The organism is uncultured Draconibacterium sp. (genome assembly GCF_913063105.1).
In the GTDB taxonomy this organism is placed as follows: domain Bacteria; phylum Bacteroidota; class Bacteroidia; order Bacteroidales; family Prolixibacteraceae; genus Draconibacterium.
The window spans coordinates 155490-178942 of the sequence record NZ_CAJXYQ010000007.1 but is presented as its reverse complement, the minus strand read 5'-3'; the positions used below and the strand labels follow the sequence as shown (position 1 = coordinate 178942).

The window sequence follows — 23453 nt, the reverse complement described above, 5'->3', positions numbered from 1 at the left end:
GGTGAAAAAATGTGGAAAAAGACAAATAGCAAAGTCGTGGAAAATATGGATCATAAAAAAAATATGCTGGAAATAGTTAAGAGCAGACACTTACGGGTGGGTGTTGTTGGACTTGGGTATGTTGGTTTGCCACTGGCTGTGGAGTTTGCCCAAAACGATGTTTGCGTATTGGCTTTTGATACAGCGAAAGAAAGAGTTGCAAAAATAAACAGTGGAGAGAATTACATTTCTGATGTTAATACTGAACGGTTGACAGAACTGGTTCAAACAAAAAAGCTATCAGCAACATCTGATTTTAAAGAGCTTGGTAGTTGCAATGCCATTTTTATTTGCGTTCCAACACCGCTCGACAAATTTCGCAAACCAGATATGTCATTTATTGAGGAGGCTTGTATTGCTATCGGGAAAAACATCAAAAAGGGAACTTTTATTAGCCTGGAAAGTACTACCTACCCAACTACAACTGAAGATTTTGTTCTTCCTATCATTGAAAAGGAATCGGGATTAAAGGAAGGCATCGATTTTTGGCTGGCCTATTCTCCCGAGCGGGTTGATCCCGGGAATAAAGCCTTTTCTACCAAAAACACACCAAAGGTTTTGGGGGCTCTTTCGTCCGATGGGCTTATCATTGGTAAAAGTATCTATCAACTGGCAGTGGATGAGGTGCATACTGTGAGCTCGCCGCGTATTGCCGAAATGGTAAAGATTCTGGAAAACACCTACCGCCTGGTAAATATTAGTTTAATAAACGAACTGGCACTTTTAGCCGGAAAAATGGATATAAACATTTGGGAAGTGATTGAGGCTGCAGCTACCAAGCCATTCGGATTTCAGGCTTTTTACCCCGGACCGGGAGTTGGCGGGCACTGTATTCCGCTTGATCCGTTTTACCTCGAACACATTGCCAAAAAATTTAATTTCGATTTATCGATGATTCACACCGCCGGACATATCGATTTGCTGATGGCGCACCGGATGACTGTAAAAATAACTTCGGCACTAAACCGGCATAAAAAAGCTATAAACGGAAGTAAAATTCTGTTTTTGGGAGTGGCTTATAAATCCGATATTAATGACGAACGCGAATCGCCGGCACTGAAAATTATGGAAGAAGTGCTGAAAAAGGGAGGAAATGTAAAATACCACGATCCTTTTATTTCAAAAATAGAAACGCAGCAAGGCCATGTTTTGAATTCTGTAGACTTGGATAAAGAAAGACTAAAGCTGGCCGATTGTGTAGTAATTACCACCAATCATTCGGTTTTTGATGCTGATTTTATTGAAGAACATGCGCAATTAATAGTCGATTTGCGGAATATGATAAAAGAGGCTTCGGATAAGGTTTATAAACTTTGAAAGAACAATAAAAACTCTGTGGTTCTTTGTGAAGGACTTTGTGTTCTCCGTGGTAAAAAAAATTAACCACAGAGTTCACGGAGAAATCACAGAGTTACATTGAGAAGAAAGAGTAGAATGAAAAGATTTGCATTAATAGGAGCGGCAGGATTTGTAGCCGAACGACATATAAAAGCGATAAAAGAAACCGGAAACGTGCTGGTAGCAGCCATGGATACTTTTGACGTTATGGGACGCATGGATAGTTATTTCCCCGAAGCTGAGTTTTTTACCTCGGAAGCGGAATTGGGCCAATTTCTGAAGCAGGAAAAAGAAAAAGGCGAAGCGGTTGATTTCGTCAGCATCTGTTCGCCCAACTACCTGCATATAACTCATATTCAGCTGGCCCTTAAAAACGGCTGCCATGCCATTTGCGAAAAACCCTTGGTGATTCATTCGTCAGACCTTGAAAAAATAAAACAGCTGGAAGCCGAAAGCGGGAAAAAAGTATACACCGTTCTGCAGTTGCGCTATCCCCCCGCCATTCTTGAGCTTAAAAACGAAATTGATGCAGCTGAGAAAAAACATTTCGACATTGAGCTGCAATACATCACCTCGCGTGGCAAATGGTATTACAAAAGCTGGAAAGGCGATGTAGAAAAATCGGGAGGTATTGCCATGAATATTGGTATACATTTTTTTGATATGCTAAGCTGGATTTTTGGCTCCGTAAAACAAAACAGCATAAAACTTTTTGAAGCCACAAAAGCAGCGGGCCAACTTGACCTGGAGAAAGCAAGGGTGAATTGGTTTTTAAGTCTCGATTGCGATGATTTGCCACACGAAGCCACTGCTGCCGGTAAACGTACCTACCGCTCAATAAAAATTGAAGGCAAGGAAATTGAATTTAGCGGCGGCTTTACCGATTTGCACACGGTTACTTACCAAAATATTCTGTCGGGCAATGGTTTTGGCGTGGAAGATGCCCGGGAAAGTATTGGACTGGCAGAGGGGATGTAGATTGTGCAGTTGTTGAACTATATACTGTTAATTTGGGGTAGCTTTTCATTCTGTTTTTGTACGAACCCTTCCTTTTCCTGGTAGAATATCTATACAAAGGTTCATTTTACTGTGATTTCTTATGGTTAGTACCTTTTTGTTTTATATTTGTAAGAAGTTAATAAACCAGGTCACTAAAAATGAGCCAATCCGCAAGAAAAAAACCATACCACAAGAAAAAAAAGCAGAAAAAATCGAAATATGAAAGTTTGAAACGCCCTTCTAAAAACTGGGTGGGTTTTCTTTTTCGTAATGCTGTAATCGGACTGCTGTTTTTTCTTCTGTTTTCAACTATTTACGATTCCTCAAAGGTTAAAGGCTACCAGTGGTTATGGAACAACTTTATTGTTTCAAACTGGAAAGCAATGGAAAAATATCCGGATTATACTTTTGAGCAGCGACAGCAGATGAAGATGGGGTATTTCGCAGCTTACCTGCAATACATAAACAAAAATACGCCTGATTCGGCAATTATTCTGATGCCGTCACCTCAGGTGGTTGACGAGGTAGATCAGCAAGATAAAAAAAGAAAGATAGGGTGGTTGAGATCAAAAAAACATACCACTTATATGATTTATCCACGAAAAGCGGTATACGCGGATTTGGAACAGGATTCAGTGTACATGGATAAAATTACCCATGTTGCCATCATTGGTGGCAAGCAGTATGAAAAGCTGCCCTATCGGGTAAAAAATCAACCTAAGTTTACCGTTTTACCAATTAATCCAAACAACATCAAATGAATTTTTTAAGCATTTTTCTAGCTTTTATACTTGGCTTTAGCTTTTTGCGATGGGTGGCAGGCCGTTTTTCATTTATCGAAATTCTGGGCTTATCATTTCCGGCGGGCATGGGAGTCGTTACATTTATTATGTTCTTACTTAATGTTGTTGGTATTGGTTTAACACAAAATAGTTTACTTCTGGCTGGTGGCTTTTGTTTAGTGGCCTTTAATCTCAGGTATATTATTCAGCCCCAAAAACTTGTTAATGCAGCAGAAGTGGTGGGCGAGAAACAATTTTGGGAAGTAGGAAAGTTTAATTTGATTTGGCTGGTTTTAGTGATGGCCGTTGCGGGTATTTTGTTTTTTGTAACCAAAAAGAGTCTTTATACTCCTACATTCTCCACCGACTCGGTTAGCTCTTTCGATTTGTATGCAAAAGCAATCGCCAGTGAGGGTAGCCTTCTTAATTCCTTAATTTCCGACCGATCAGTTGGCTTTGGAGCAGCATATCCGCCGTTAACATCATTGAGTTTGGCATATGCCTATATTTTTGGGTTTCAGTCATCGAAGATTATACCGGCCTTGCTATTTATATCTTTTGTTGTTGCTTTTTATGGCCTTGCTGTAAAAAATTTGTCATCAACAGCTGCAATAATGGCTACACTTGGTTTGGCGCTGTCTCCAGAGTTGTTGGCACAAAGTGCTTTAAATACCACCAGCGTTCCCCAGGCCATGTACGCATCATTAGGACTAATTGCTTTGTTTACCTGGTATAAAAGAAAAGAAATGAAGTATTTCTACCTGGCCGTTATTATGCTTTCGCTGAATGGCTGGATACGTAGCGAAGGGATTGTGTATATTTTTACCGCCCTGTTATTTGTGTTTTATGTACATTTTTCGGAGAAAAAATTTAAGAACCTATACCTTTTGCTGCTAAGCTTGTTACCTTTTGTTTGCTGGCAACTATTTTTAAAAATGAATGCCGCAATTATGGAACCATTTGTTCAGGTAAATTTAAGTATAGTTCCAAATATGGATTCGGAATATATGGCTAAAATTCTAAGGGGAGCGTGGAAGAATTTTTTCCACCCCAGTTATTATGGCATAAGTTTTTATTTGTTTGCGGCGGTTATAGTTATTAATGTTTGGGCAGTAATAAAGAAGAAAGATACATTCTTGTTGTTAGCACTTATTTTGCTACCGCTTGTGGGATACCTGTTTTTATTAAACCAGTTGCAATTGAAGGCCGATTCAATTGAAAATATTATGGATGCATCGGCAAAGCGTTTCTTTTTCGGAACAGTTGCTTTAATATGGTTTTATGTTTTTCAGATTTATCCGCTGAACCGTTTTTTCAAGGGCTTGGAAATTTTTCTGGGTATACCTGAAAAGCCAAAGCACGAATAAAATTTTATCTGATATACTGTTGAACTAATCGGCAAAATCGAAAATACACATTTACACAAAATATTATGAAGGTAGCAGTTGTTATACCGGCCTATAAAGTAAAAGCACAAATACTTAATTTACTCACAGAAATAGGCGAGGAGGTCGACTCCATTGTTGTGGTTGATGACTGCTGCCCGGAAGAAAGTGGAAAGTATGTGGAGCAAAAGTGCAGCGATTCGCGCGTGAAAGTAGTCTATAACAAGGAAAACATGGGTGTTGGCGGAGCTGTAAAAACCGGATTTAGTTGGGCACTACTGGCCGGTTACGATATTTGTGTAAAACTGGACGGTGACGGGCAAATGTCGCCGCACCTGATAAAACGCTTAATTCAGCCAATTTGTAATCAGGAGGCTGATTATGCAAAAGGAAACCGCTTTTATAACCTCGAGTCGTTAAGCAGAATGCCGGCCATGCGCTTGTTTGGAAACAGTATACTTTCGCTTATTAATAAGTTTGTTAACGGGTATTGGAATATTATGGATCCCACAAACGGATTTGTTGCCATACATAAAAATGCCCTGCGCTTATTACCGCTCGATAAAATTGAGAACCGGTATTTTTTTGAGAGCGATATGCTTTTTCGTTTGTCAACTATTAACGCGGTGGTTACCGATATGCCCATGGAAGCCATATACGAGGATGAAGAAAGCAGTTTGAGTATTTCACATACTGCACTTAGCTTCCCGTTAAAATATTTAAATCGTTTTTTCAAACGCATATTTTACAATTACTTTTTACGCGATTTTAATATTGCTACCCTCGAAATTATTTTCGGAACCCTATTTATGCTGTTCGGTATTGCAACAGGAGCCCGGTTTTGGATAAGAAGTTACGTTGAGGGAATTTTAGCTACCACCGGACAGGTAATGATTGCATCGCTACCCATATTAATTGGGTTTATACTATTAATGCTGGCTGCCCATGTCGACGTGGCATCAACACCCAAAAAACCACTTTGTTTGTTTGATATGGATTAGTGCAAGATTGAATTAGAAGCTTTCCCTGGAGAACCCAGTGAAAGCATTGATTGTTGCTTATCCGCATGAATATTTGTTTAGTTCGGCTGTGGATTATTCAGGAGTAAAAGGTTTGGTCGATATTGAACTTGATGTTTAAGCATTTTTCGTTGAAAACGAAAATAGTAGAAACCCCTCGTTGCAAACGAGGGGTAGGGCTCACCCTGATTGTGTTTTCGACTCCCTCCAGGAGAGCATCAATCATAAATTCAAACTTCGCTCCCAGAAGGAATTTTTTCTCTGCTGTCCGAAAAAGATGCTACCTCAGCCGATAAGGCCTGTCTTGCACCCGATAATCATTATCTGCCATAAGATGAATGTCATCTTTTATACGATATACTTGCCCAACAAGCAGTTTCTGTTACGCTGACAGCAGAGGAAGCCAAAAAACCATAAGATGTAATACATCTTTTATAAGATAAGGTTTCTACCCCATCAGATTGCCTTAATCTGACGCAAGATTATCCTTCGCTGACGTAAGATAATCATCATCTGGTAGAAGATAACCACTATCTGCCATAAGATAATGGCTGTCTGCTATCTTGAAAATGGGCTGAAAGGCCTGTTATTACTGGTGTTTTTGGTTGGTTGTGGTATTCTAAAGTACTGAGCAAGCTCGTAGTTAGCTCCGTCTGAAATTCCAAGAAAGTTTTTGCTAATACGGTAGTTGTTTGTTGAGAAAGGTTATTTTCGTGGTAAAATTGTGATAGCTTCCAAGCCTTGAAATATTTTTGAATGTAGAATATTAAATATAAAATGACAGTCATGGTAACATGGAGTAAAATGATTAGGATCTGCTAATCCCTGATGTGTGTTATTTAATGATTTCAGAAACTTATCAGAGTATAAATGCCAGAAACATTAAAAGATCAGGCTATTAAAGGCGTATTTTGGACTACTATAGAGAAGTTTGGGGGGTATGCTGTACAGTTTGTAATTGGAATAATTATTGCTCGTATTTTAAATCCGAAAGATTATGGATTAATTGGAATGATAATGTTCTTTTTTGCAGTAGCCAATGCAATAGTGGAAGGGGGTTTAGGAAGTGCTTTGGTACAGAAAAAAGATATAAATGATGAAGATGTCAACACTGCGTTTTATCTAAATCTAGGACTTAGCATTTTCGTTTATATTACCTTATGGTTATGCGCACCTTTAATAGCAATATTTTTTAACGAGCCAAGTTTGACTAAGCTCACTCGCTTTGTAATGATAAACTTGCTGGTAAATGCATTTGGAATTGTACAACTTGCTCAAATGATGAGGGGTATTCAGTTTAGAAAGAACGCTCTTTTAACCTTGATTGCGGCTTCAACATCAGGTGTTTGTGGAATTGTAATGGCGTTGTTTAATATGGGAGTTTGGAGTTTGGCGGTTCAAATGGTTTTTAATCGTATGATTTATGTGTCAGGCATTTGGTGTACATCAACTTGGCGACCGAAACTTTTATTTAGAAGTAGATCAGCTATTGAACTATTTCATTTCGCAGGGTGGACATTATTTGATTCGGTTTTGGCGTACTCATTTTCCAATATTTATCAGTTGGTTATAGGAAAATTGTATAGTACTGAAGTTTTGGGCTTTTATTCTAACTCAAAGAAATATGTTGATATTGCAAAAAGGCAAATTTCAGGAGCAATAGGAATGGTTGCTTTTCCTGTGCTTTCAAAAATGCAGGAAGATGTGGTTAGAATGGCAAATGGAATAAGGCGTTTCAATGAGAATACGATGATATTTACTGTCCCTCTTTTTATCACATTATATTCGATCGCAACCCCGTTTGTTATTATAGTCCTGGGCGAGAAGTGGACACCTATGATACCCTATTTTAAATTGTTATGTTTTATTGGATTATTAGCGCCTTTGGTGAACATAAATGCAAAAGTGTTACTTGCGTTGGGGAAAAGTAAATTGTTGTTTTCTATTAACATGGTAATTAATATTCTAAGGATTGTTAACATTCTGATTGTTGGAAGAGAGAGTGTTGAATTATTAATAATTGGGGAGTTGTTTATTACAACTATTCAAGTGGTAATGTTAACTACCTCTACAAAAAGGTATGTAGAATATGGATTCTGGGAGCAATTAATGCATATTAAATCAGTATTTATTGGAGGTATCGTTGCTATGGTCGTTACCTTGGCTTTATTGGCTATGATGGAAGCAAGATTGTTAATGCATGGAATAGTAGGAATAATCTGTCCCTCGATTACTTTTTTTATCTATAATATTATTTTTAACAGAGAACACATTGTTGATTTGATCAAAAAACTAAAAGGATTTTTGGGGTAAGAATTATGCACACTTGTTATACCAAGAATTGTTAGCTGAATTATAATATATTTGTTTGAAAGCACAATATGTAAACTTTCAGTACAGAAATTGATCGCAAAAAGAATTATATGAATAAAATCGGATTTATCATACAGGCCAGATCTGGTTCTTCGCGGCTTCCCGGCAAAATGACAAAACTTTTTTTTAATGATTTGACAATTCCTGAGATTTTAATTTCGAATTTGCAAAATTCTTTTCCTGAAATACCGATTGTTCTGGCAACAACGACTAATCCAATTGATGATAAGTTTTGTAAAAATATTGAATCGACAGGAATTGAAGTTTATCGCGGGAGTGAGAATGATGTGTTAAAACGGTTTGTTGATACGGCCGTTCATTACGGGTATCAGAAAATAGTTCGTATATGCGCAGATAATCCATTCCTGAATATGGAGTTCATAGCCGATTTATTAAATAGCTGGACAGACACTATGGATTATCTGACGCATCGTATAAATAAAAAACCAAGCATGAAAACCGGCCTTGGTTTTTTTACTGAGCTTACAACACTAGATGCATTACAAAGGGTAATGAAATATACCAGTGAAAATTTTTACCATGAACATGTTACCAATTATATTTACGAACATAAAGAGAAATTTAGCGTAAATTGGATTGATGCTCCTACTGTTTTGACAAGAAACGATTTTATAAGACTGACAGTAGATACTGAGCAAGATTTCACTAATGCACAATTAATTTTTAAGAAATTATACACTGGAAGTTTACGCATAGATTACACGGATATTGTTAGCTTTGTTTCGAACCATCCAGATTTAATAAATAACATGTTATCAGAAACTGCAAAAAATAAGAAGTAACGGCATGAATAAAAGCGTATACATAATTGGAGAAATTGGGCAAAATCATAATGGGTCTGTAGATTTGGCCAAGTTGCTGGTAGAGGTTGCGGCCCGACCAGTTGTGGATAAGCTGTTTGGTGAGAAGCTTAGTCCAATAGATGCAGTGAAATTAACGAAGCGTGATCTAAAGCAAGAACTCTCTGCTTCACAAATGTCGCGCCCATATGACAATGCTCATTCATTTGGTAAAACATATGGAGAACATCGTGAACGTTTGGAGTTATCGGATGAAGAACATTTTGAAGTGTACAAGCACACCAAAGCATTAAATCTTGATTTTGTAGAAACATTATGCGCCCCCGGAACTTTAAAGATGCTGAAGTTATTTAGTCCTGACAAGTTAAAGGTAGCATCAAGAGATTTAACTAATCTGCCATTATTGGAAATGATGGCTGAAACAAAGATTCCTATAATCCTGTCGTTGGGGATGGGCGGTGTACAAGAATTGGAAGATGCACTCGCTATTATTACGAAGCACCATAGTTCAGTTTCTATTCTTCATTGTGTTTCGGAATATCCCACAAAATATAAAAATGTAAATCTCAACTCGATAAATTATTTGAAAAAACACTATTCCCAATATACAATAGGTTATTCTGATCATACCATTGGAATTTCTACTCCTGTTGCTGCTGTGGCAATGGGAGCAGAAATTATAGAGAAGCATATAACTCTGGATCGACAAATGAAAGGTACAGATCAGGCAGGTTCGTTGGGTATTGATGGAATTAACAGAATGGTAAGAGATATTAGGAATCTGGAACTTTCAAAAGGAAAGGAAGAACTAAGAATTGAACAAGATGTTGCTGCTGCTAGAAACAAATTGGAACGTTCGGTAGCAAGCCTAAAATCTATAAAAGAAGGACAGTTAATTACGATTGAAGATATTCATTTATTAAGTCCTGGAGATGGTGTAAAATGGGCTGATAAACAACAAATTTTAGGGAAAAGAGCAAAAACTGATATCTTGGCCAATGAAATTATTTATCCAAAAATGGTAGAATAATGAAATTACCAAAATTAATTCTCACAGATATTGATGGTGTTTGGACTGATGGTGGCATGTATTATGACCAAACGGGGAACGAATGGAAAAAATTTAATACCTCGGATAGTGCGGGGATTTTATTTGCTCATGCGAAAAATATTCCTGTTGGCATAATAACAGGGGAAAAGACAGATATCGTCGAACGACGGGCACAAAAGCTTAAAGTAGATTATTTGTTTCAGGGGATTTCAGATAAGTTGAGTGTAGCCAAAAGTTTGTGCTATGATTTGTCAATTTCAATGAAAGATGTGGCATACATAGGTGATGACATTGGTGATGTTCAATTATTGCGAGCTGTGGGTTTTAGCGCAGCTCCTGCAAATGCCCCTGAGTACATTAAGTGTATTGTGCAATTTGTCACAAACAAGGCTGGAGGAGAAGGTGCCTTTAGAGAATTTGTGGAAAATATTATATTCGAGGATACAAAAGATATATTAATGATATACTAAAAGTGTTATCCGAAAATTGGTAATAAAAATGAACAGGAGTCAATATATGAAATTTCGAATTCGGAGAAAATTGAGGAAGAATAATTTGTTTGGAAGCCATTTGAAGTTAGGAGTTGTTAATAAATTGAGATCCTTATATGAAAGGAATAATATAAATATCTGTTACAACAAATTCATTCCTGAACAATATGATGAAAAGAAAAGTAATATTCTCCTTGCAATTGAATCTCCTGCCCTTATTGAACATGAGGATTGGATTAAGCCGTACATGAATTTTGACGGTGAGGTTTCTTTCAAGAATTTTTTTGGTTTAGAGAATTATGTTTGTTGTCGAACTCTCTATGTTAATAATGATAATTTCGTTAATATAGAAGTTGGTACATTATTTAAAGATAAGTCAGAACTCGTATCAATTGTTAGCTCCAATAAAAGGTTTTTAGAGGGGCACAAATTAAGACATAGTGTGGTGAAACAATATGGACAAGACTTGAATATATTTGGTTCGGGTTACCAAAAATTTGGCAATATAGATGCTGCTTTCACTAAACATAAATTTCAGATTGTGATTGAGAATGGTAAATATCCAGAATATGTTTCTGAAAAGTTCTTTGACTGTATAAAAACTCAAACCGTTCCCATATATTGGGGAGGTGAAGATGCTGTTCAGAAAATGGGTTTTGACTTGAACGGGGTAATCTTTTTTAATTCAATTGCTGAATTAGATGAAATAATTCCAGAATTAGGGGATGGTTTATATTTTGAAAAATATAACTCACTGATCTTTAACCTAAGAAGATTGATTGAATTGCGAAATGAAAACAAAATGAATTATTATCTTAACTCCTTTATGCTTAATTATATGCATACCACAAAGAGTTATTTGTGCTCTGAATACAATAATTTGAATTTAGAATTAGAAAATTACAAAGACTTCTAAAAAAATTGTAGCAACGATGATTAATATTGAGAGAAAAATTCAAAATATTTTTTCAAGAATAGGATTGACCTTAAATAGACAGACCAGTAAAAAATTAGTGTTGAAATTAATCAGGAGGTTGCACCCTAAAAAGATAGATAAAGAATTAATTCGTTTGGGACCAGAGAAAGATGGAGGATATATATTACCAAATGACTTTAAGGGGATTAATGCATGTTTTTCACCAGGAGTAGATAACAAATATCAATTTGAACTAGATTGTCTTTCTATAGGGATGAAAATTTTTTTAGCGGATAAATCCGTTAATCCTCCAGAGGTGAATAACAAGGATTTTCATTTTTTAAAGAAATATATAGGTCCATATTCAGATGAAGATTATATTACCATGGATGATTGGGTGAATTCTAGTAATGCTAATGATAAGGATTTGTTACTTCAAATGGATATTGAAGGTGCAGAATATGCGTCTATACTTAATATGTCAAGTTACTTGTTAAACCGATTTAGAATCATTATTATCGAATTTCATGGACTTGACAGGTTATGGGATAAGGAATTTTTTAAGTTTGTATCTCCCGTATTTGATAAGTTATTGTTAAATCATAATTGTGTTCATATACATCCAAACAATTGGGGAAGAGTCAGTAAGATTAAAGGAATAAATATTCCCACTCTTATGGAGTTTACTTTTTTAAGGAAGGATCGTTTTGAAGATTTAGGATATGTAGGTTCGTTTCCTAATGAACTTGATAAAGACAATGACCCATCTAGGGAATCGGTGCTTTTATCAAAAGTTTGGTATAGGAATTAATGAAGCATTTGTATCTTATATATCAAGACATCTTGCATGTGTATTATACCGGAGCATATGACCAACTACCTTCAAATCTAAAAAAGAAATTAATACCGATTTCATTACCCCAAAAAATCAGACTAATTTCAGAGATATTGATAGGACCATTAATTAAATACTTTCAATTTGTATTTGAACCAAAAAGTTTTAGGTATCAACGAGAGCAATATTTTAAAAATAAGATTTGGTTGTATGTGGGTTCGAAGAACAATTATGATTCCATAAAGTTTCTGGCCGAATATTTTGAAAATGCAGTTTTTTTAGGCGCTTATCAGGAAAAACTAAAAAAGGAAAAGTGGAAAAATATTTATTGTGCCCATCGTTTTGTTCACTTAATTAAATTTGTGAAACTGAAAAAAAGGATTCAAGCACGAAGAAAATCTAAGGAAAACTATAACTATGTGTTAGGAAAATCGCTTGGATATTTTGAGAATTGGGTAAAAATTCTGGAAATATACCAACCACGTTTAATCGTTTTTGCCAATGATCACAGGTTCGACCAACGAGCCTTATTACAAGCTGCAAAAAAGATAGGGATAGCAACGGTTTATATACAGCATGCAAGTATTTCAGAAAAATTTCCACCCTTAAAATTTGACTTATCATTACTTGAGGGAGAGGATACTTTAAGGAAATATAAAAGAATTGGTCCGATTGAAGGTAGTGTCAAATTAGTGGGAATGCCTAAATTCGATCCTTATTTCTCGAAACGAAATAGAAATAGGGTGGTTAGAAATATTGGTATTTCAATGAGTCTGGTTGACGATCTTGAAAGGATTAGTAAGTTGGTGGCTCAATTAAATGCTGCATTTCCTGAAATGTCTATCCATTTTCGACCTCATCCAGCCGAAAGGAGGAACATTGACGATATTGTAAAGATCACTAAATTTTCGAACTCAAAACAGGAGGGAATTTTTGATTACCTGGGAAAGATCGATTTTCAGATCGCATCAGCGTCATCGGTGCATCTAGAAGCAACGCTTCTAAATATTCCAAGTGTATTCTTCGTATGTTCAGATCAATTCAAGAAGGATAATTATGGATATGTTGAAAACGGCTTGATTCCTAAATACGAGGATGAATTAACATTAATGGATTATATTGGATCGATAAAGGATCAAAAACCTGATGTATATATGCGAGCTAAAGGGTATAATGCTGTTCTGGGAACGGAGAACGAGGGACAAAGTAAGGAGTTGGTGGTAAAATACATTAATGAATTACTACAAAAAGCAGACTAAGTATTTTACTGCTCAATCTTCCGAATAAACTGAATGGGGTTGCCGCCCCAAATTTCGTTTGGTGGTATGTTTTTGCTTACCACCGACCCGGCGCCGATTACACTTTTTTCGCCAATGGTAACGCCTTTTAGTACGATGCTTCCGGTACCCACCAATACCCCTTTTTTTATGCACACCGGCGCTGTGCGTTTTCCTTCTTCGGGTACGGCCAGTCGTTCGTCGTACAGCACCGAATGAAAATCGGTATCGTAAATTTTACAGTCGCCACCAATAAAAACATCATCTTCAAGGCTTATGCTGTCGGCACAATATATGGCACTATTCGACAGGGCTACGTTGTTGCCAATTTTTAAAGTGGCTCCCGGTCTTACTTTTATGCTCATAAATGTTTGTCCACCAATGGCATTGGCTGCATACAGCGAGTTAATCCGAACTCCGGAGCCAAGCTGCATTGTTCCCTTATTGCGCAAAAACATGCGCCCTTTTATGCGCGGAAAGGTTTTGTATTGCACCTTAAACACAATAAAAAGCGGAAGGTGGTAAAGTCGGTAAATAATTCGTGTGAGCGACTCCAATAGTTTCATAGTTCCAAAAATTGTTCGTAAAACTTAAAGGTGGCTTGTGCATTCTTTTCTGCATCAAAATTTGCCTGTGCAAAGCTATAGCCATTGCGGCCCAGCACTTCGCGGTGTTTTTCGTCTTTCAATTTACTAAGTTTTTCCTCAAAATCCTGCTGCGAGTGGATATTAAACAAATAACCGGTTTTTGCATCATCGATTAATTCGTCTACGCCACCAATATTATTTCCGAGTGTTGGTTTTCCCATGGCCGATGCTTCAATAATTGCCCTCGAAAAGTGCGGTGCTGTAAACGAACAAAGCATAATGTCAGATGAAGCAATCAGCGCTGTAGCATCGGTACGAAAAGGAAGCAAAAAAATATTTGGATTAGATTTTGCCGCTTCGATACACTTTTTTTCGTAGCTGTTGTTTTGTTTTAGACCAACCACTACCAGTTTAAATTTCGTAAACGACTTGTTTAATGCCTTAAACCGTTCTATCAGTTCCAGTATTCCGTTGGGTTTTGAAATACGTGCCAGGCTTAAGCAAATAATAGCGTCGTTTTTCAATTGAAGCTCGTCGCGCAAAACCCTGTTTGTTATACCAGGGTTATAATCGCTGAAATTGATAAAATTATAGACAACAGTTGCCGGTTTGTTTTTTAGTAGCATCCGGCTCTGGTCGTTTTTGCATATCGATATATAGCCATCGGTGTAGCGATAATTGGCAACTTTTAAAATTTTGCCAAACAGGTTTAGCAACAGCGGCTCGCGAACGTGGGTTATTACCTTTAGTTTTTTATTGATAGATTTTGCTGCGGCAGCAAAGGTAAACAGGCAGGTGCTGTTAAGGTGTATAAAATCGGGATTTATTTTTTTTATGATTCTTCGGGCACCAAAAAAAGTAGGAATTACAAATAAATAGTTTTTTACCAGATGACTGAAAGGCATGCCCGAAACTGTTGAACCATGAAAAGGAAACAGCCAGGGTTTTACAATAACTTTTGCCCCTGTTTTTTTTAGCATTTCAATAGCAGGTCCGTTTTGAAGGGCCAGAATTATGGGTTCGAAACGGGTTTTGTCAATTTTCTCAAGCAATAAACTTAAGCTTTTGGGTGCGCCTCCAAGCCGTCCGCTATGATGTATGTACAGTATATTCTTTTTCTGCATTATTCCGGCTTAAAATAGTTTTTTCGGTACAAAGGCCTCAATTTTAGCTTCACTGCCAGCGTGTCGAAAATAAAACCAATATGGCTGAAAACGGTTGGAATCAACCCAAAATACTTTCGCATCACCGAAAATCGTTCTTTCAGGCTCAGTTTTTGCATTTTTCGCGAGGCACCTCCACTTAGAAACCTGGAAATAATACAATCGACATAAACAACCTTTTGAGCTTTTTTTAAAGCTAAAATTACCCATTCAACATCGGCCGAAAGCCGGTAACTGGTGTTGTAATTCGTAGTAATCGACTTTTTTATAAATATCGATTGATGGCAAACCACCATGCCTTTTTGGTAATGTTTCCAACTGAGGTTTCGTGGTGGCACTTTTTTCCGTAATCCCAGATCCTCGCCGGTTTTATCGCTGATTATTACGGTTTCTCCATAAAAAACATCTGCTTCAGGATGTGCTGCAAACGGAATCTTTGCAAGTGTATCGCAAGCGTACAACATATCGCCGGCATTGATGAAAATTACATAATCGCCGCTGGCCATTTTCAGGCCTTTGTTCATGGCATCGTAAATGCCGGTATCTTTTTCGCTAATCCAGTGCGTAATAGCTTTGTCGTACTTTTTTATGATATCAACCGTGCCATCTGTAGAGGAACCATCAATAACAATATATTCAAGGTTAGCATAGCTCTGGCAGATGATGCTTTTAATGGTTTGCTCAAGCAGCTCGACGGCATTAAAAACAACAGTAATAACACTTATTTTGGGCAGCGTACTCATGCCTGAATTATTTCTTCTTTTTTCCGTAATACCCTTTTACAAATCCACGTGCCTCTTGTTTTCCCAATACTTTTGTTTGCCACAGTGCTTTTATTAATCCAAAGCCGTAGGCAAAAACCTGTATGTTCAACGTTACCGGGCTTAAAAGAGCTGCAGCCAGCGATTTATATTTAAACAAGGATTCCAGAAAGGCCCAAATAACAATTAGCGCGAACCCGATGCCTGTTAATGTCCACAAAAATGGGGCAGTTACCGGAACCAACAGTGTAAACACACACAAGGCAATTAAGCCAATAACAATTGCTGCCGGAAGCAGGTGTACCGGTTTTAACATGGCCGGATGTTGTTGTGCCAGGTTAATGCGCGCTACTCCCCAGTTAAAAATCTGGCGGTAGAATTTGGATATACTCGTACGTCGTTTGTGGTACACAAAAGCATCGGCAACCAAACCTACTTTATAGCCGGCATCGTAAATGCGTTGCGAGAAGTCCATGTCCTGGCCGTGGCGTAGTTTGTTCATACCCCCAATGTTTTCAAAAATCTTTCGGTGAACGCCCATGTTAAAGCTTCGGGGGTAGAATTTGCCTACCGATTTTTTATTGCCGCGTGTTCCGCCTGTACCAATCAGCGATGTCATGGAATAGTTAATGGCTTTTAACAGTGGCGAGAACGATGGGTGAAAGGTGTCGGGTCCACCAAAAGCATCGTAGTTGTTGGCTACAACCTCTTTGTCGATTTCTTTTAACCAATGCGGCGGGAAGGTGCAATCGGAATCTACATAAATGAAATACTCACCCAAGGCATTTTTCATTCCGTTATTCCGCGCTTCTCCGGGGCCTTTATTCTCCTGGTAAATCGCTCTGATTTGCAGTCCTGTTTCCGATTTGTAACTTTTTATATAGGCCTCAAAACCATCTTTCGAGCCATCGTCAACAAAAAGAATCTCGAAATTTTTGCGATCAAAATCGAGTTTCTCTGCCGAGCGAAGAAGCTCCTGAACCTCATCGACACGGTTGTAAACTGCAACAATTACTGTATACTTCATTCTTAGTGCTCTTATGCGGTTGCGCCAATAGCTTTTTTTCTTATGTACAAATCAAATGCAACTGATCCGATTACAATTAACAACATCAAATAAAATGCATAACGCGAAATTACGTTAGATGTATAATACGTGGCCGGGTGTAGAATAAATTCCACCTTGTGTTCTCCTTCCGGAATAACAACGCTGCGCAAAATATAATTGCTAACAATAATATCACTCTCTTCTCCATCAATTAGCACTTTCCAGTCGGGATAATACACCTCCGAAAATACAGCCAGTCGTTCGCTGTCGGTCTGAACGTGGTAAGTCATGGTATCCGGGTTGTATTGTATCAGTTCTATACTTTCGTTTGCCGAACCGGTGGTACTAATTGTCCCAACCTTGTCCTTGTTTTTGCTGCGAATGACTGCAGTTTTGGCAACATCAATATCGTTTAGTGCTAAAATCTCTTCATTTGGATTATCAACCCACTTTACGGAGTCAACAAACCATGCATTTCCGAGGTTCGAAGGATTAACCTGTAGTCCCTGTTGAGTAATAAAATATTTTGCATTTAGCATGTTTAGTACACCCCGGTTCATTTTTCCAATGTGGTGCTCAATCATGTCCTGGTACCTCCGTAGTTTTACCGGATGGTAACCACCTATTGATTTATGGGCATTGGCGGTAACGTTCTCCTGGAATGGCGAACCGGTAATGTTGTAGACTCTAAAATGCGTGTATTTATTAATTACATGGGTAAGAATTTCATTTTCCTCGTCCTTGTTTTGAGGTTTAAATTTGGCTTTGTAGGCTTCGAATTTTTGTTGCAATTCGGGGTTGGCCTGTAACTCGCGCTGGTAAATCTGCAAATCGGCATCAGATAGCTGGTAGGCCTCTTTTACCAGGCTTTGCTTATGGAATTGTTCGATGGGGACATAACGTCGGCTAATACCCCAGAAGTCAACAACAGCCAGAAGAATAATTAATCCCCACAATACTTCTTTTTTTATTTTTTGTTTCGAGAAGAAATAGAATAAGGCTGTTAATGCTACAACAAACACCAGGGCTCTGAATAAATCGGCACGGAATACGCCGATGCGAAAATCAACCAAAGCACCAATTAAACCATCGAGCTGGTTGGCAATGTTAGGCTGTTTTTGCCACTGAAAGATTTGGTTTTGCTCAACATCGCTAATGTAGCTGTTAAATAAATTGGGTAAGGCAAGGTTAATTAGCAGAAACAAAATAAAAATACCTGAAACGAGCAAATAAACCGGTTGCGGCTTTTTCATTCCAGGCAACGTGGCTTTTTTCTCTAATAATGTTCGGTCGGAGCTGATTAAATAAGTGCTGTACAGTGCAAAGAAACTTAGTAAAATGGCCGAAATGGCCAGTATTGATACCGGTGTTCGAAATTTATTGTACATCGGGAAATAGTCGATAAACAAATCGGTAAACCACGACAGGTTACCGCCCATGGCAAGCAAAAGAAACAGGATAACCGGCAGGAGTATGGCTGTTTTCAGGTGGTCTTTTACCAGAAACAGGCCAAGCATAAAAAGAAATACAAAGACAACACCCAGGTAATTTGGACCGCCACTGAAGGGCTGATTTCCCCAATATTGGTTGAAGTTGCCCAGGGTTTGGCGGTGTTGTCGTGGTAGCGCATTTAATAAGTCGCGGTTTTGTTTAATGGCTGCCGTTGAGCCGCCTTTTACATTCGGAACAATAACCATCATGGCTTCATCAACGCCACTGCTCCACATGTTTATGTAGTCTTTGTCTAATCCTTTGTCGGTTTTAACGCCTTCGTTGCCAATGGTTAGTTCGCTGCTTCCCCGAATCGACTGATCATTGAACTTGTAATAGTTAATTAAACGGGCATAGTTGGGAGCAATACCCAGAGCGGCTGCAGCCAATAACACAACTATGGTTTTCGAGAATTGCTTTAGGTTCTTTTCCCTGATTTGATAGACCAACTCAACAGAACCAAAAAACAACATGGCGATCAGAAAATAATACATCATTTGTATGTGTGCCATGGTTATTTGCATTGCCAGGAAAAAGGAGGTTAGTATCAGGCCCCACCGGTATTTTTCTTTAAATATAAGAATGATGCCTGCAAGGGTTGGCGGTATTAAGGCCAGGGTATACACTTTCATGTAATGGCCGGCCAGGATGATAATTACATTGTAGGAGCCAAGGGCAAAGGCCATGGAGCCCCCGGCAGCAAGCTTAGGCGAGACACCTAATGCAATCAGCAGGATATAAAAACCTAACATGTACCAAAAAATGGAAGCTACTTCGCGTGGCATTCCGAGTTTGTTGGGCAAGTAAAAAATCTTTTTCATCGATGATGCCCCTTCGTAAGGTGCATGAACGAATTCGGGCATTCCACCAAAAATAGATCCGTTCCAAAGTACTCTTTCATCTTCGTATGTTCTGAAATCGCGGGCTTCGCGGCCTTTGCCGTAGCCACCAACAACATCTTCGCCCTGCAAGGTTTTGCCTTCCCAGGCCGGGTAAAAATAAACCGATGAAACGGCAAGCATGGCAACAACGGCCAAAACATGCGGGAGTACACTTTTCAATAAAGATTTTATATCCATTGTATGTGGAATTTTTGATTCGTTATTAACAAAAAAATATGTGATAAAATTGCATAAATTTTATCACATATAATAATCGGGGGTGTTAAGTCATGGTTTCCGAAACCTATAATTTCTCAAATAGATTTTTATAACTCACCTGCTCTCCAATAATTTTGCCTAAATCGGCAATGGCTACACGTTCCTGTTCCATGGTGTCGCGGTAGCGAATGGTCACTGTGTTGTCTTCAGCCGATTGATGATCAACCGTTACACAGAATGGAGTACCAATGGCATCCTGGCGGCGGTAACGTTTGCCAATCGAGTCTTTCTCGTCGTACTGGCAGTTGAAATCAAATTTCAGTTCGTCGATGATTTCGCGGGCTTTTTCCGGTAGTCCGTCTTTTTTAACCAGTGGCATAACCGCCAGTTTTACAGGAGCTAGTACCGGAGGCAGTTTCAGTACCACACGCGAATCTTTCTCCAGCTGCTCTTCGCAATAACTGGCCGAAATTACTTGCAGGAACATGCGGTCGACACCAATTGATGTTTCTACTACGTATGGCACATACGATTCGTTTAACTCCGGATCGAAGTAGCGAATTTTTTTGCCTGAATATTTTTCGTGCTGTGACAGGTCAAAGTCGGTGCGCGAGTGTATGCCTTCTACTTCTTTAAAGCCAAAGGGGAATTTGTATTCCACGTCAACGGCTGCATTAGCATAGTGTGCCAGTTTCTCGTGCTCGTGGAAACGGTAATTTTCGTCGCCAAAGCCAAGGGCACGGTGCCATTTTATGCGGGTTTCTTTCCATTTTTCAAACCAGTCGAGCTCAGAGCCAGGGCGCACAAAGAATTGCATCTCCATTTGTTCAAATTCGCGCATGCGGAAAATAAACTGGCGGGCAACAATCTCGTTACGGAATGCTTTACCAATTTGTGCAATCCCAAACGGGATTTTCATTCGTCCGGTTTTTTGCACGTTAAGGTAGTTTACAAAAATACCCTGGGCTGTTTCCGGGCGAAGGAAAATTTTTGATGCTCCTTCAGCAGTCGATCCCATTTCGGTTGAAAACATCAGGTTAAACTGGCGCACATCTGTCCAGTTCCGTGAGCCTGAAATGGGGCAGGCAATTTCCTGATCGATGATGATTTGCTTTAGTTCTTCGAGGTTGCTGTCGTTAAGCGCCTTTGCAAAACGGGCGTGTAGCTCGTCGTATTTTTTCTGGTTAGCCAAAACGCGAGGGTTGGTTTCGCGAAACTGTTTTTCGTCGAAGGCATCGCCAAAACGTTTTTTAGCTTTGGCCACTTCTTTATCCATTTTGGCTTCAAATTTTGCCAAGGCATCTTCAATCAATACATCGGCACGGTAGCGTTTTTTCGAGTCTTTATTGTCGATTAGCGGATCGTTAAACGCATCAACATGCCCCGATGCTTTCCAAATAGTTGGGTGCATAAATATGGCCGAATCCAATCCAACCACGTTTTCGTGCAAAAGCACCATGCTGTCCCACCAGTATTTTTTGATGTTGTTTTTTAGTTCAACACCCATTTGTCCGTAATCGTACACTGCACCAAGGCCATCGTAAATTTCGCTCGATTGAAAAACATAACCGTATTCTTTGCAGTGTGCTACCAATTTCTTGAAAATATCTTCCTGTGCCATCTAACTATAATTATCTGAATTGAAGCACAAAAATAAGTGATTCTTAATAATTTCAGAGAAAAATGTAAATTCTTTCCTATTTTCAGTAATTTGGGCGTGTTTATGAAACCTCAACTATGGAAATTTCAAAAGTAGGAGTAATAGGTGCAGGCCTTATGGGAAGTGGTCTGGCCATTGATTTATTGACTCATGGTTTATCCGTTGTTCTTTGTGATGTTGATGAAAATCAGTTACTTAAGTTTAAGCAGAATTTTAAAAAGGAATTCCGGTTCTTACTCATGTTTAAACCGGAACTGCAAGGATTGGTATTGGAAAATTTGTTAAGTAAATTAACTGTTACCTCAGCCCTTAATACTCTGGTGGAAGCAGATTACATTATTGAAAATGTAACTGAAAACTGGGAAATCAAAAAAACGCTTTGGAAAGAGCTGGATCAAATATGCCCGCCTCATGTTATTTTTGCATCAAATACATCGACTATTCCTATAACGCAACAAGCTTCAGTTACAGGTCGGCCCGATCGGTTTGTTGGTATTCATTTTATGAACCCGGTGCCCATGAAAAACACCGTTGAATTGATAAAAGGCTTTCATTCAAGTGAAGAAACCATTGCAAAAACCCAGCAGTTTCTAAAGGCATTTGGTAAGGAATGGGTGATGGTAAACGACTCGCCCGGATTTATCTCGAACCGGGTACTGATGCTTACCATTAATGAAGCCATTTACCTTTTGCAGGAAGGAGTTGCCACTGTTGAAGACATAGATAAAACGTTTAAAAACTGTTTTGGGCATAAAATGGGACCCCTGGAAACCGCCGACCTGATTGGCCTTGATACTATTCTGAACTCGCTGATAGTTTTGTTCGATAGCTTTAACGACAGCAAATACCGACCTTGCCCGTACCTTAAAAAAATAGTTGATGCCGGTTTCTACGGTAAGAAAAACGGAAAAGGATTTTATCAACTTAAAGAATATAAAACGATATGACTACAACAGAGCAGACCCAAAAAATTCGTGATTTTTTAATTAATCACATTGGATCTGATAAATTTTCAGACAAAGAAGACCTGTTTAAACAAGGCCTGGTAAACTCTTTGTTTGCTATGGAGCTGGTTAATTTTATTGAAACAGAATTCGGATTTGAAATTTCGAATGAAGACCTTAAACTCGACAATTTTAGGTCGGTTGACGCATTGAATACCTTAGTTTTAAAGAACAAAAATTAGTTATAATGAATGTTCTACTCTCCAAAAATCAATTAGCAGCCCAGGCCAGTTATGCTGAATTTTTCGGGATTAAAATTGCCCCCCTGGCTGCTCAAATCGACCGGGAGGAGCAAGTGCCGGAATCAATTATTAAGCAACTGTCCACAGCGGGCTACCTGGGTGCCATTCTTCCGGAAGCGTGTGGTGGACTGAATCTCGATCCTGTAACTTTTGGCCTGCTGAACGAAGAAGCCGGTAAAGCCTGTACATCGGTGCGCAGTTTACTAACAGTGCAAAATATGGTTGGAGCAGTTCTGAATCGCTGGGGCAGCGAGCCCTTAAAAAATAAATTTCTCCCACAACTTACCAGTGGTACCCGAATAGCAGCTTTTGCATTAACCGAGCCGGGGCATGGCAGCGATGCCAGCAGCATAGAAATGCAGGTTACTGAAGAGGGTAGTTTTTATGTTTTAAACGGCACAAAAAAATGGATATCGTTTGCTCAAATTGCCGGATTGTTTTTGGTTTTTGGAAAGTTAAACGGAAAAATTTGTAGCCTGCTGGTTCCATCAGGTGCACCCGGATTAAGTGTGAAGCCAATAAACGGTTTGTTGGGCGCACGTGGATGCATGCTTGGAGAGCTTCATTTTAAAAATGTTCGTGTTCCGCAAACTCATCTGGTGGGCAATGTGGGATTTGGATTGTTTCCTGTTGCTTTTACCGGTCTTGATATTGGGCGTTACAGTATTGCCTGGGGCTGTGTGGGCATGGCACAGGCATGTATGGAAAGCTCGAAACTTTATACCAAAAACCGGAAACAGTTTGGTGAGCCAATTGCCAATAACCAGCTGGTAAAAAGAATGCTCAGCGAAATGGCCGTTGATATTAAGGCTGCCAGGCTTTTGTGTTTTAGTGCCGGAAAATATATGGAAGCCAAAAAAAGAGAGGCATTTGGCGAAATTCTGGCAGCAAAATACATGGCCACAAAAATGTTAAAATCAGCTTCCGAAGCTTCGGTTCAGTTGCATGGCGCCAATGGATTAAGCAATGAATATCCGGTTGAACGTTTCTACCGTGACAGCAAGATTATGCAATTGATTGAAGGATCTGATCAGATGCTGCAGCTGATGATTTCAAAATATAATTAAGCCA

The 23453-nt window shown here is 38.7% G+C and carries 21 protein-coding genes; 15 read left to right on the top strand and 6 right to left on the bottom strand.

Annotated elements, in window-relative coordinates:
* Positions 1–45 precede the first annotated feature (45 nt).
* The 12 genes from QZ574_RS09340 to QZ574_RS09285 all read left to right on the top strand — a co-directional run bounded on the left by QZ574_RS09340 (position 46) and on the right by QZ574_RS09285 (position 13308).
* The gene (locus tag QZ574_RS09340) at positions 46–1356 is read left to right on the top strand and encodes a nucleotide sugar dehydrogenase (protein WP_297089132.1); all 1311 of its coding nucleotides are present in this window, start codon (positions 46–48) and stop codon (positions 1354–1356) included.
* A 117-nt stretch (positions 1357–1473) separates the two neighbouring features.
* Positions 1474–2355, top strand: a complete 882-nt coding sequence (locus tag QZ574_RS09335; protein ID WP_297089130.1) for a Gfo/Idh/MocA family oxidoreductase — start codon at positions 1474–1476, stop codon at positions 2353–2355.
* A gap of 179 nt (positions 2356–2534) precedes the next feature.
* Positions 2535–3137 carry a hypothetical protein gene (locus QZ574_RS09330; protein WP_297089128.1) on the top strand — a complete coding sequence of 201 codons (603 nt, stop codon included), beginning with the start codon at positions 2535–2537 and terminating at the stop codon, positions 3135–3137.
* Positions 3134–4525: a glycosyltransferase family 39 protein gene (locus tag QZ574_RS09325; RefSeq protein WP_297089126.1), complete on the top strand. Its 1392-nt coding sequence runs from the start codon at positions 3134–3136 to the stop codon at positions 4523–4525. The genes QZ574_RS09330 and QZ574_RS09325 overlap by 4 nt, the downstream gene beginning before the upstream one ends.
* 65 nt (positions 4526–4590) lie before the next feature.
* Positions 4591–5544, top strand: coding sequence for a glycosyltransferase family 2 protein (locus QZ574_RS09320; protein ID WP_297089124.1), 954 nt, complete (start codon positions 4591–4593; stop codon positions 5542–5544).
* A gap of 888 nt (positions 5545–6432) precedes the next feature.
* Positions 6433–7875 (top strand): lipopolysaccharide biosynthesis protein, encoded by a 1443-nt coding sequence (locus QZ574_RS09315; RefSeq protein ID WP_297089122.1) that lies wholly within the window; start codon positions 6433–6435, stop codon positions 7873–7875.
* Between the two features lie 110 nt (positions 7876–7985).
* A complete protein-coding gene (locus tag QZ574_RS09310) occupies positions 7986–8738 on the top strand; it encodes a hypothetical protein (protein WP_297089121.1) in 753 nt (250 codons plus the stop codon).
* Positions 8739–8742: 4 nt separating this feature from the next.
* Positions 8743–9786, top strand: coding sequence for an N-acetylneuraminate synthase family protein (locus tag QZ574_RS09305; RefSeq protein ID WP_297089119.1), 1044 nt, complete (start codon positions 8743–8745; stop codon positions 9784–9786).
* The gene (locus QZ574_RS09300) at positions 9786–10277 is read left to right on the top strand and encodes an HAD-IIIA family hydrolase (protein WP_297089117.1); all 492 of its coding nucleotides are present in this window, start codon (positions 9786–9788) and stop codon (positions 10275–10277) included. The genes QZ574_RS09305 and QZ574_RS09300 overlap by 1 nt, the downstream gene beginning before the upstream one ends.
* Positions 10278–10347: 70 nt before the next feature.
* A complete protein-coding gene (locus tag QZ574_RS09295) occupies positions 10348–11214 on the top strand; it encodes a glycosyltransferase family 10 (RefSeq protein WP_297089115.1) in 867 nt (288 codons plus the stop codon).
* Positions 11215–11230: 16 nt separating this feature from the next.
* The gene (locus QZ574_RS09290) at positions 11231–12025 is read left to right on the top strand and encodes an FkbM family methyltransferase (protein WP_297089113.1); all 795 of its coding nucleotides are present in this window, start codon (positions 11231–11233) and stop codon (positions 12023–12025) included.
* The gene (locus QZ574_RS09285) at positions 12025–13308 is read left to right on the top strand and encodes a hypothetical protein (RefSeq protein WP_297089112.1); all 1284 of its coding nucleotides are present in this window, start codon (positions 12025–12027) and stop codon (positions 13306–13308) included. Before QZ574_RS09290 ends, QZ574_RS09285 begins: the two co-directional genes overlap by 1 nt.
* A 5-nt stretch (positions 13309–13313) precedes the next feature.
* Here QZ574_RS09285 and QZ574_RS09280 read toward each other — a convergent pair whose 3' ends face one another.
* The 6 genes from QZ574_RS09280 to QZ574_RS09255 form a co-directional block, all read right to left on the bottom strand.
* Positions 13314–13892 carry an acyltransferase gene (locus QZ574_RS09280; protein ID WP_297089110.1) on the bottom strand — a complete coding sequence of 193 codons (579 nt, stop codon included), beginning with the start codon at positions 13890–13892 and terminating at the stop codon, positions 13314–13316.
* A complete protein-coding gene (locus QZ574_RS09275) occupies positions 13889–15037 on the bottom strand; it encodes a glycosyltransferase family 4 protein (RefSeq protein ID WP_297089108.1) in 1149 nt (382 codons plus the stop codon). The genes QZ574_RS09280 and QZ574_RS09275 overlap by 4 nt, the downstream gene beginning before the upstream one ends.
* Complete coding sequence (locus tag QZ574_RS09270; protein ID WP_297089106.1) at positions 15037–15819, bottom strand: glycosyltransferase family 2 protein; 783 nt, start codon at positions 15817–15819, stop codon at positions 15037–15039. The genes QZ574_RS09275 and QZ574_RS09270 overlap by 1 nt, the downstream gene beginning before the upstream one ends.
* Positions 15820–15826: 7 nt before the next feature.
* Positions 15827–16864 carry a glycosyltransferase gene (locus QZ574_RS09265; RefSeq protein WP_297089104.1) on the bottom strand — a complete coding sequence of 346 codons (1038 nt, stop codon included), beginning with the start codon at positions 16862–16864 and terminating at the stop codon, positions 15827–15829.
* 11 nt (positions 16865–16875) lie between these two features.
* Entirely contained in the window at positions 16876–19455 is a 2580-nt protein-coding gene (locus tag QZ574_RS09260) for a hypothetical protein (protein WP_297089102.1), read from the bottom strand.
* 106 nt (positions 19456–19561) lie between these two features.
* Positions 19562–21097, bottom strand: a complete 1536-nt coding sequence (locus QZ574_RS09255) for a glycine--tRNA ligase (protein WP_297089100.1) — start codon at positions 21095–21097, stop codon at positions 19562–19564.
* Positions 21098–21213: 116 nt separating this feature from the next.
* Between QZ574_RS09255 and QZ574_RS09250 the strand changes: the two genes are divergently transcribed.
* Genes QZ574_RS09250 through QZ574_RS09240 form a run of 3 tightly spaced genes read left to right on the top strand, consistent with a single transcriptional unit; the run spans position 21214 to position 23449 of the window.
* Entirely contained in the window at positions 21214–22083 is an 870-nt protein-coding gene (locus QZ574_RS09250) for a 3-hydroxyacyl-CoA dehydrogenase family protein (protein WP_297089098.1), read from the top strand.
* Positions 22080–22322 carry an acyl carrier protein gene (locus QZ574_RS09245; RefSeq protein WP_297089096.1) on the top strand — a complete coding sequence of 81 codons (243 nt, stop codon included), beginning with the start codon at positions 22080–22082 and terminating at the stop codon, positions 22320–22322. Before QZ574_RS09250 ends, QZ574_RS09245 begins: the two co-directional genes overlap by 4 nt.
* A 5-nt stretch (positions 22323–22327) precedes the next feature.
* On the top strand, positions 22328–23449 hold the full coding sequence (locus QZ574_RS09240) for an acyl-CoA dehydrogenase family protein (RefSeq protein WP_297089094.1): 1122 nt from the start codon (positions 22328–22330) through the stop codon (positions 23447–23449).
* Positions 23450–23453 lie beyond the last annotated feature (4 nt).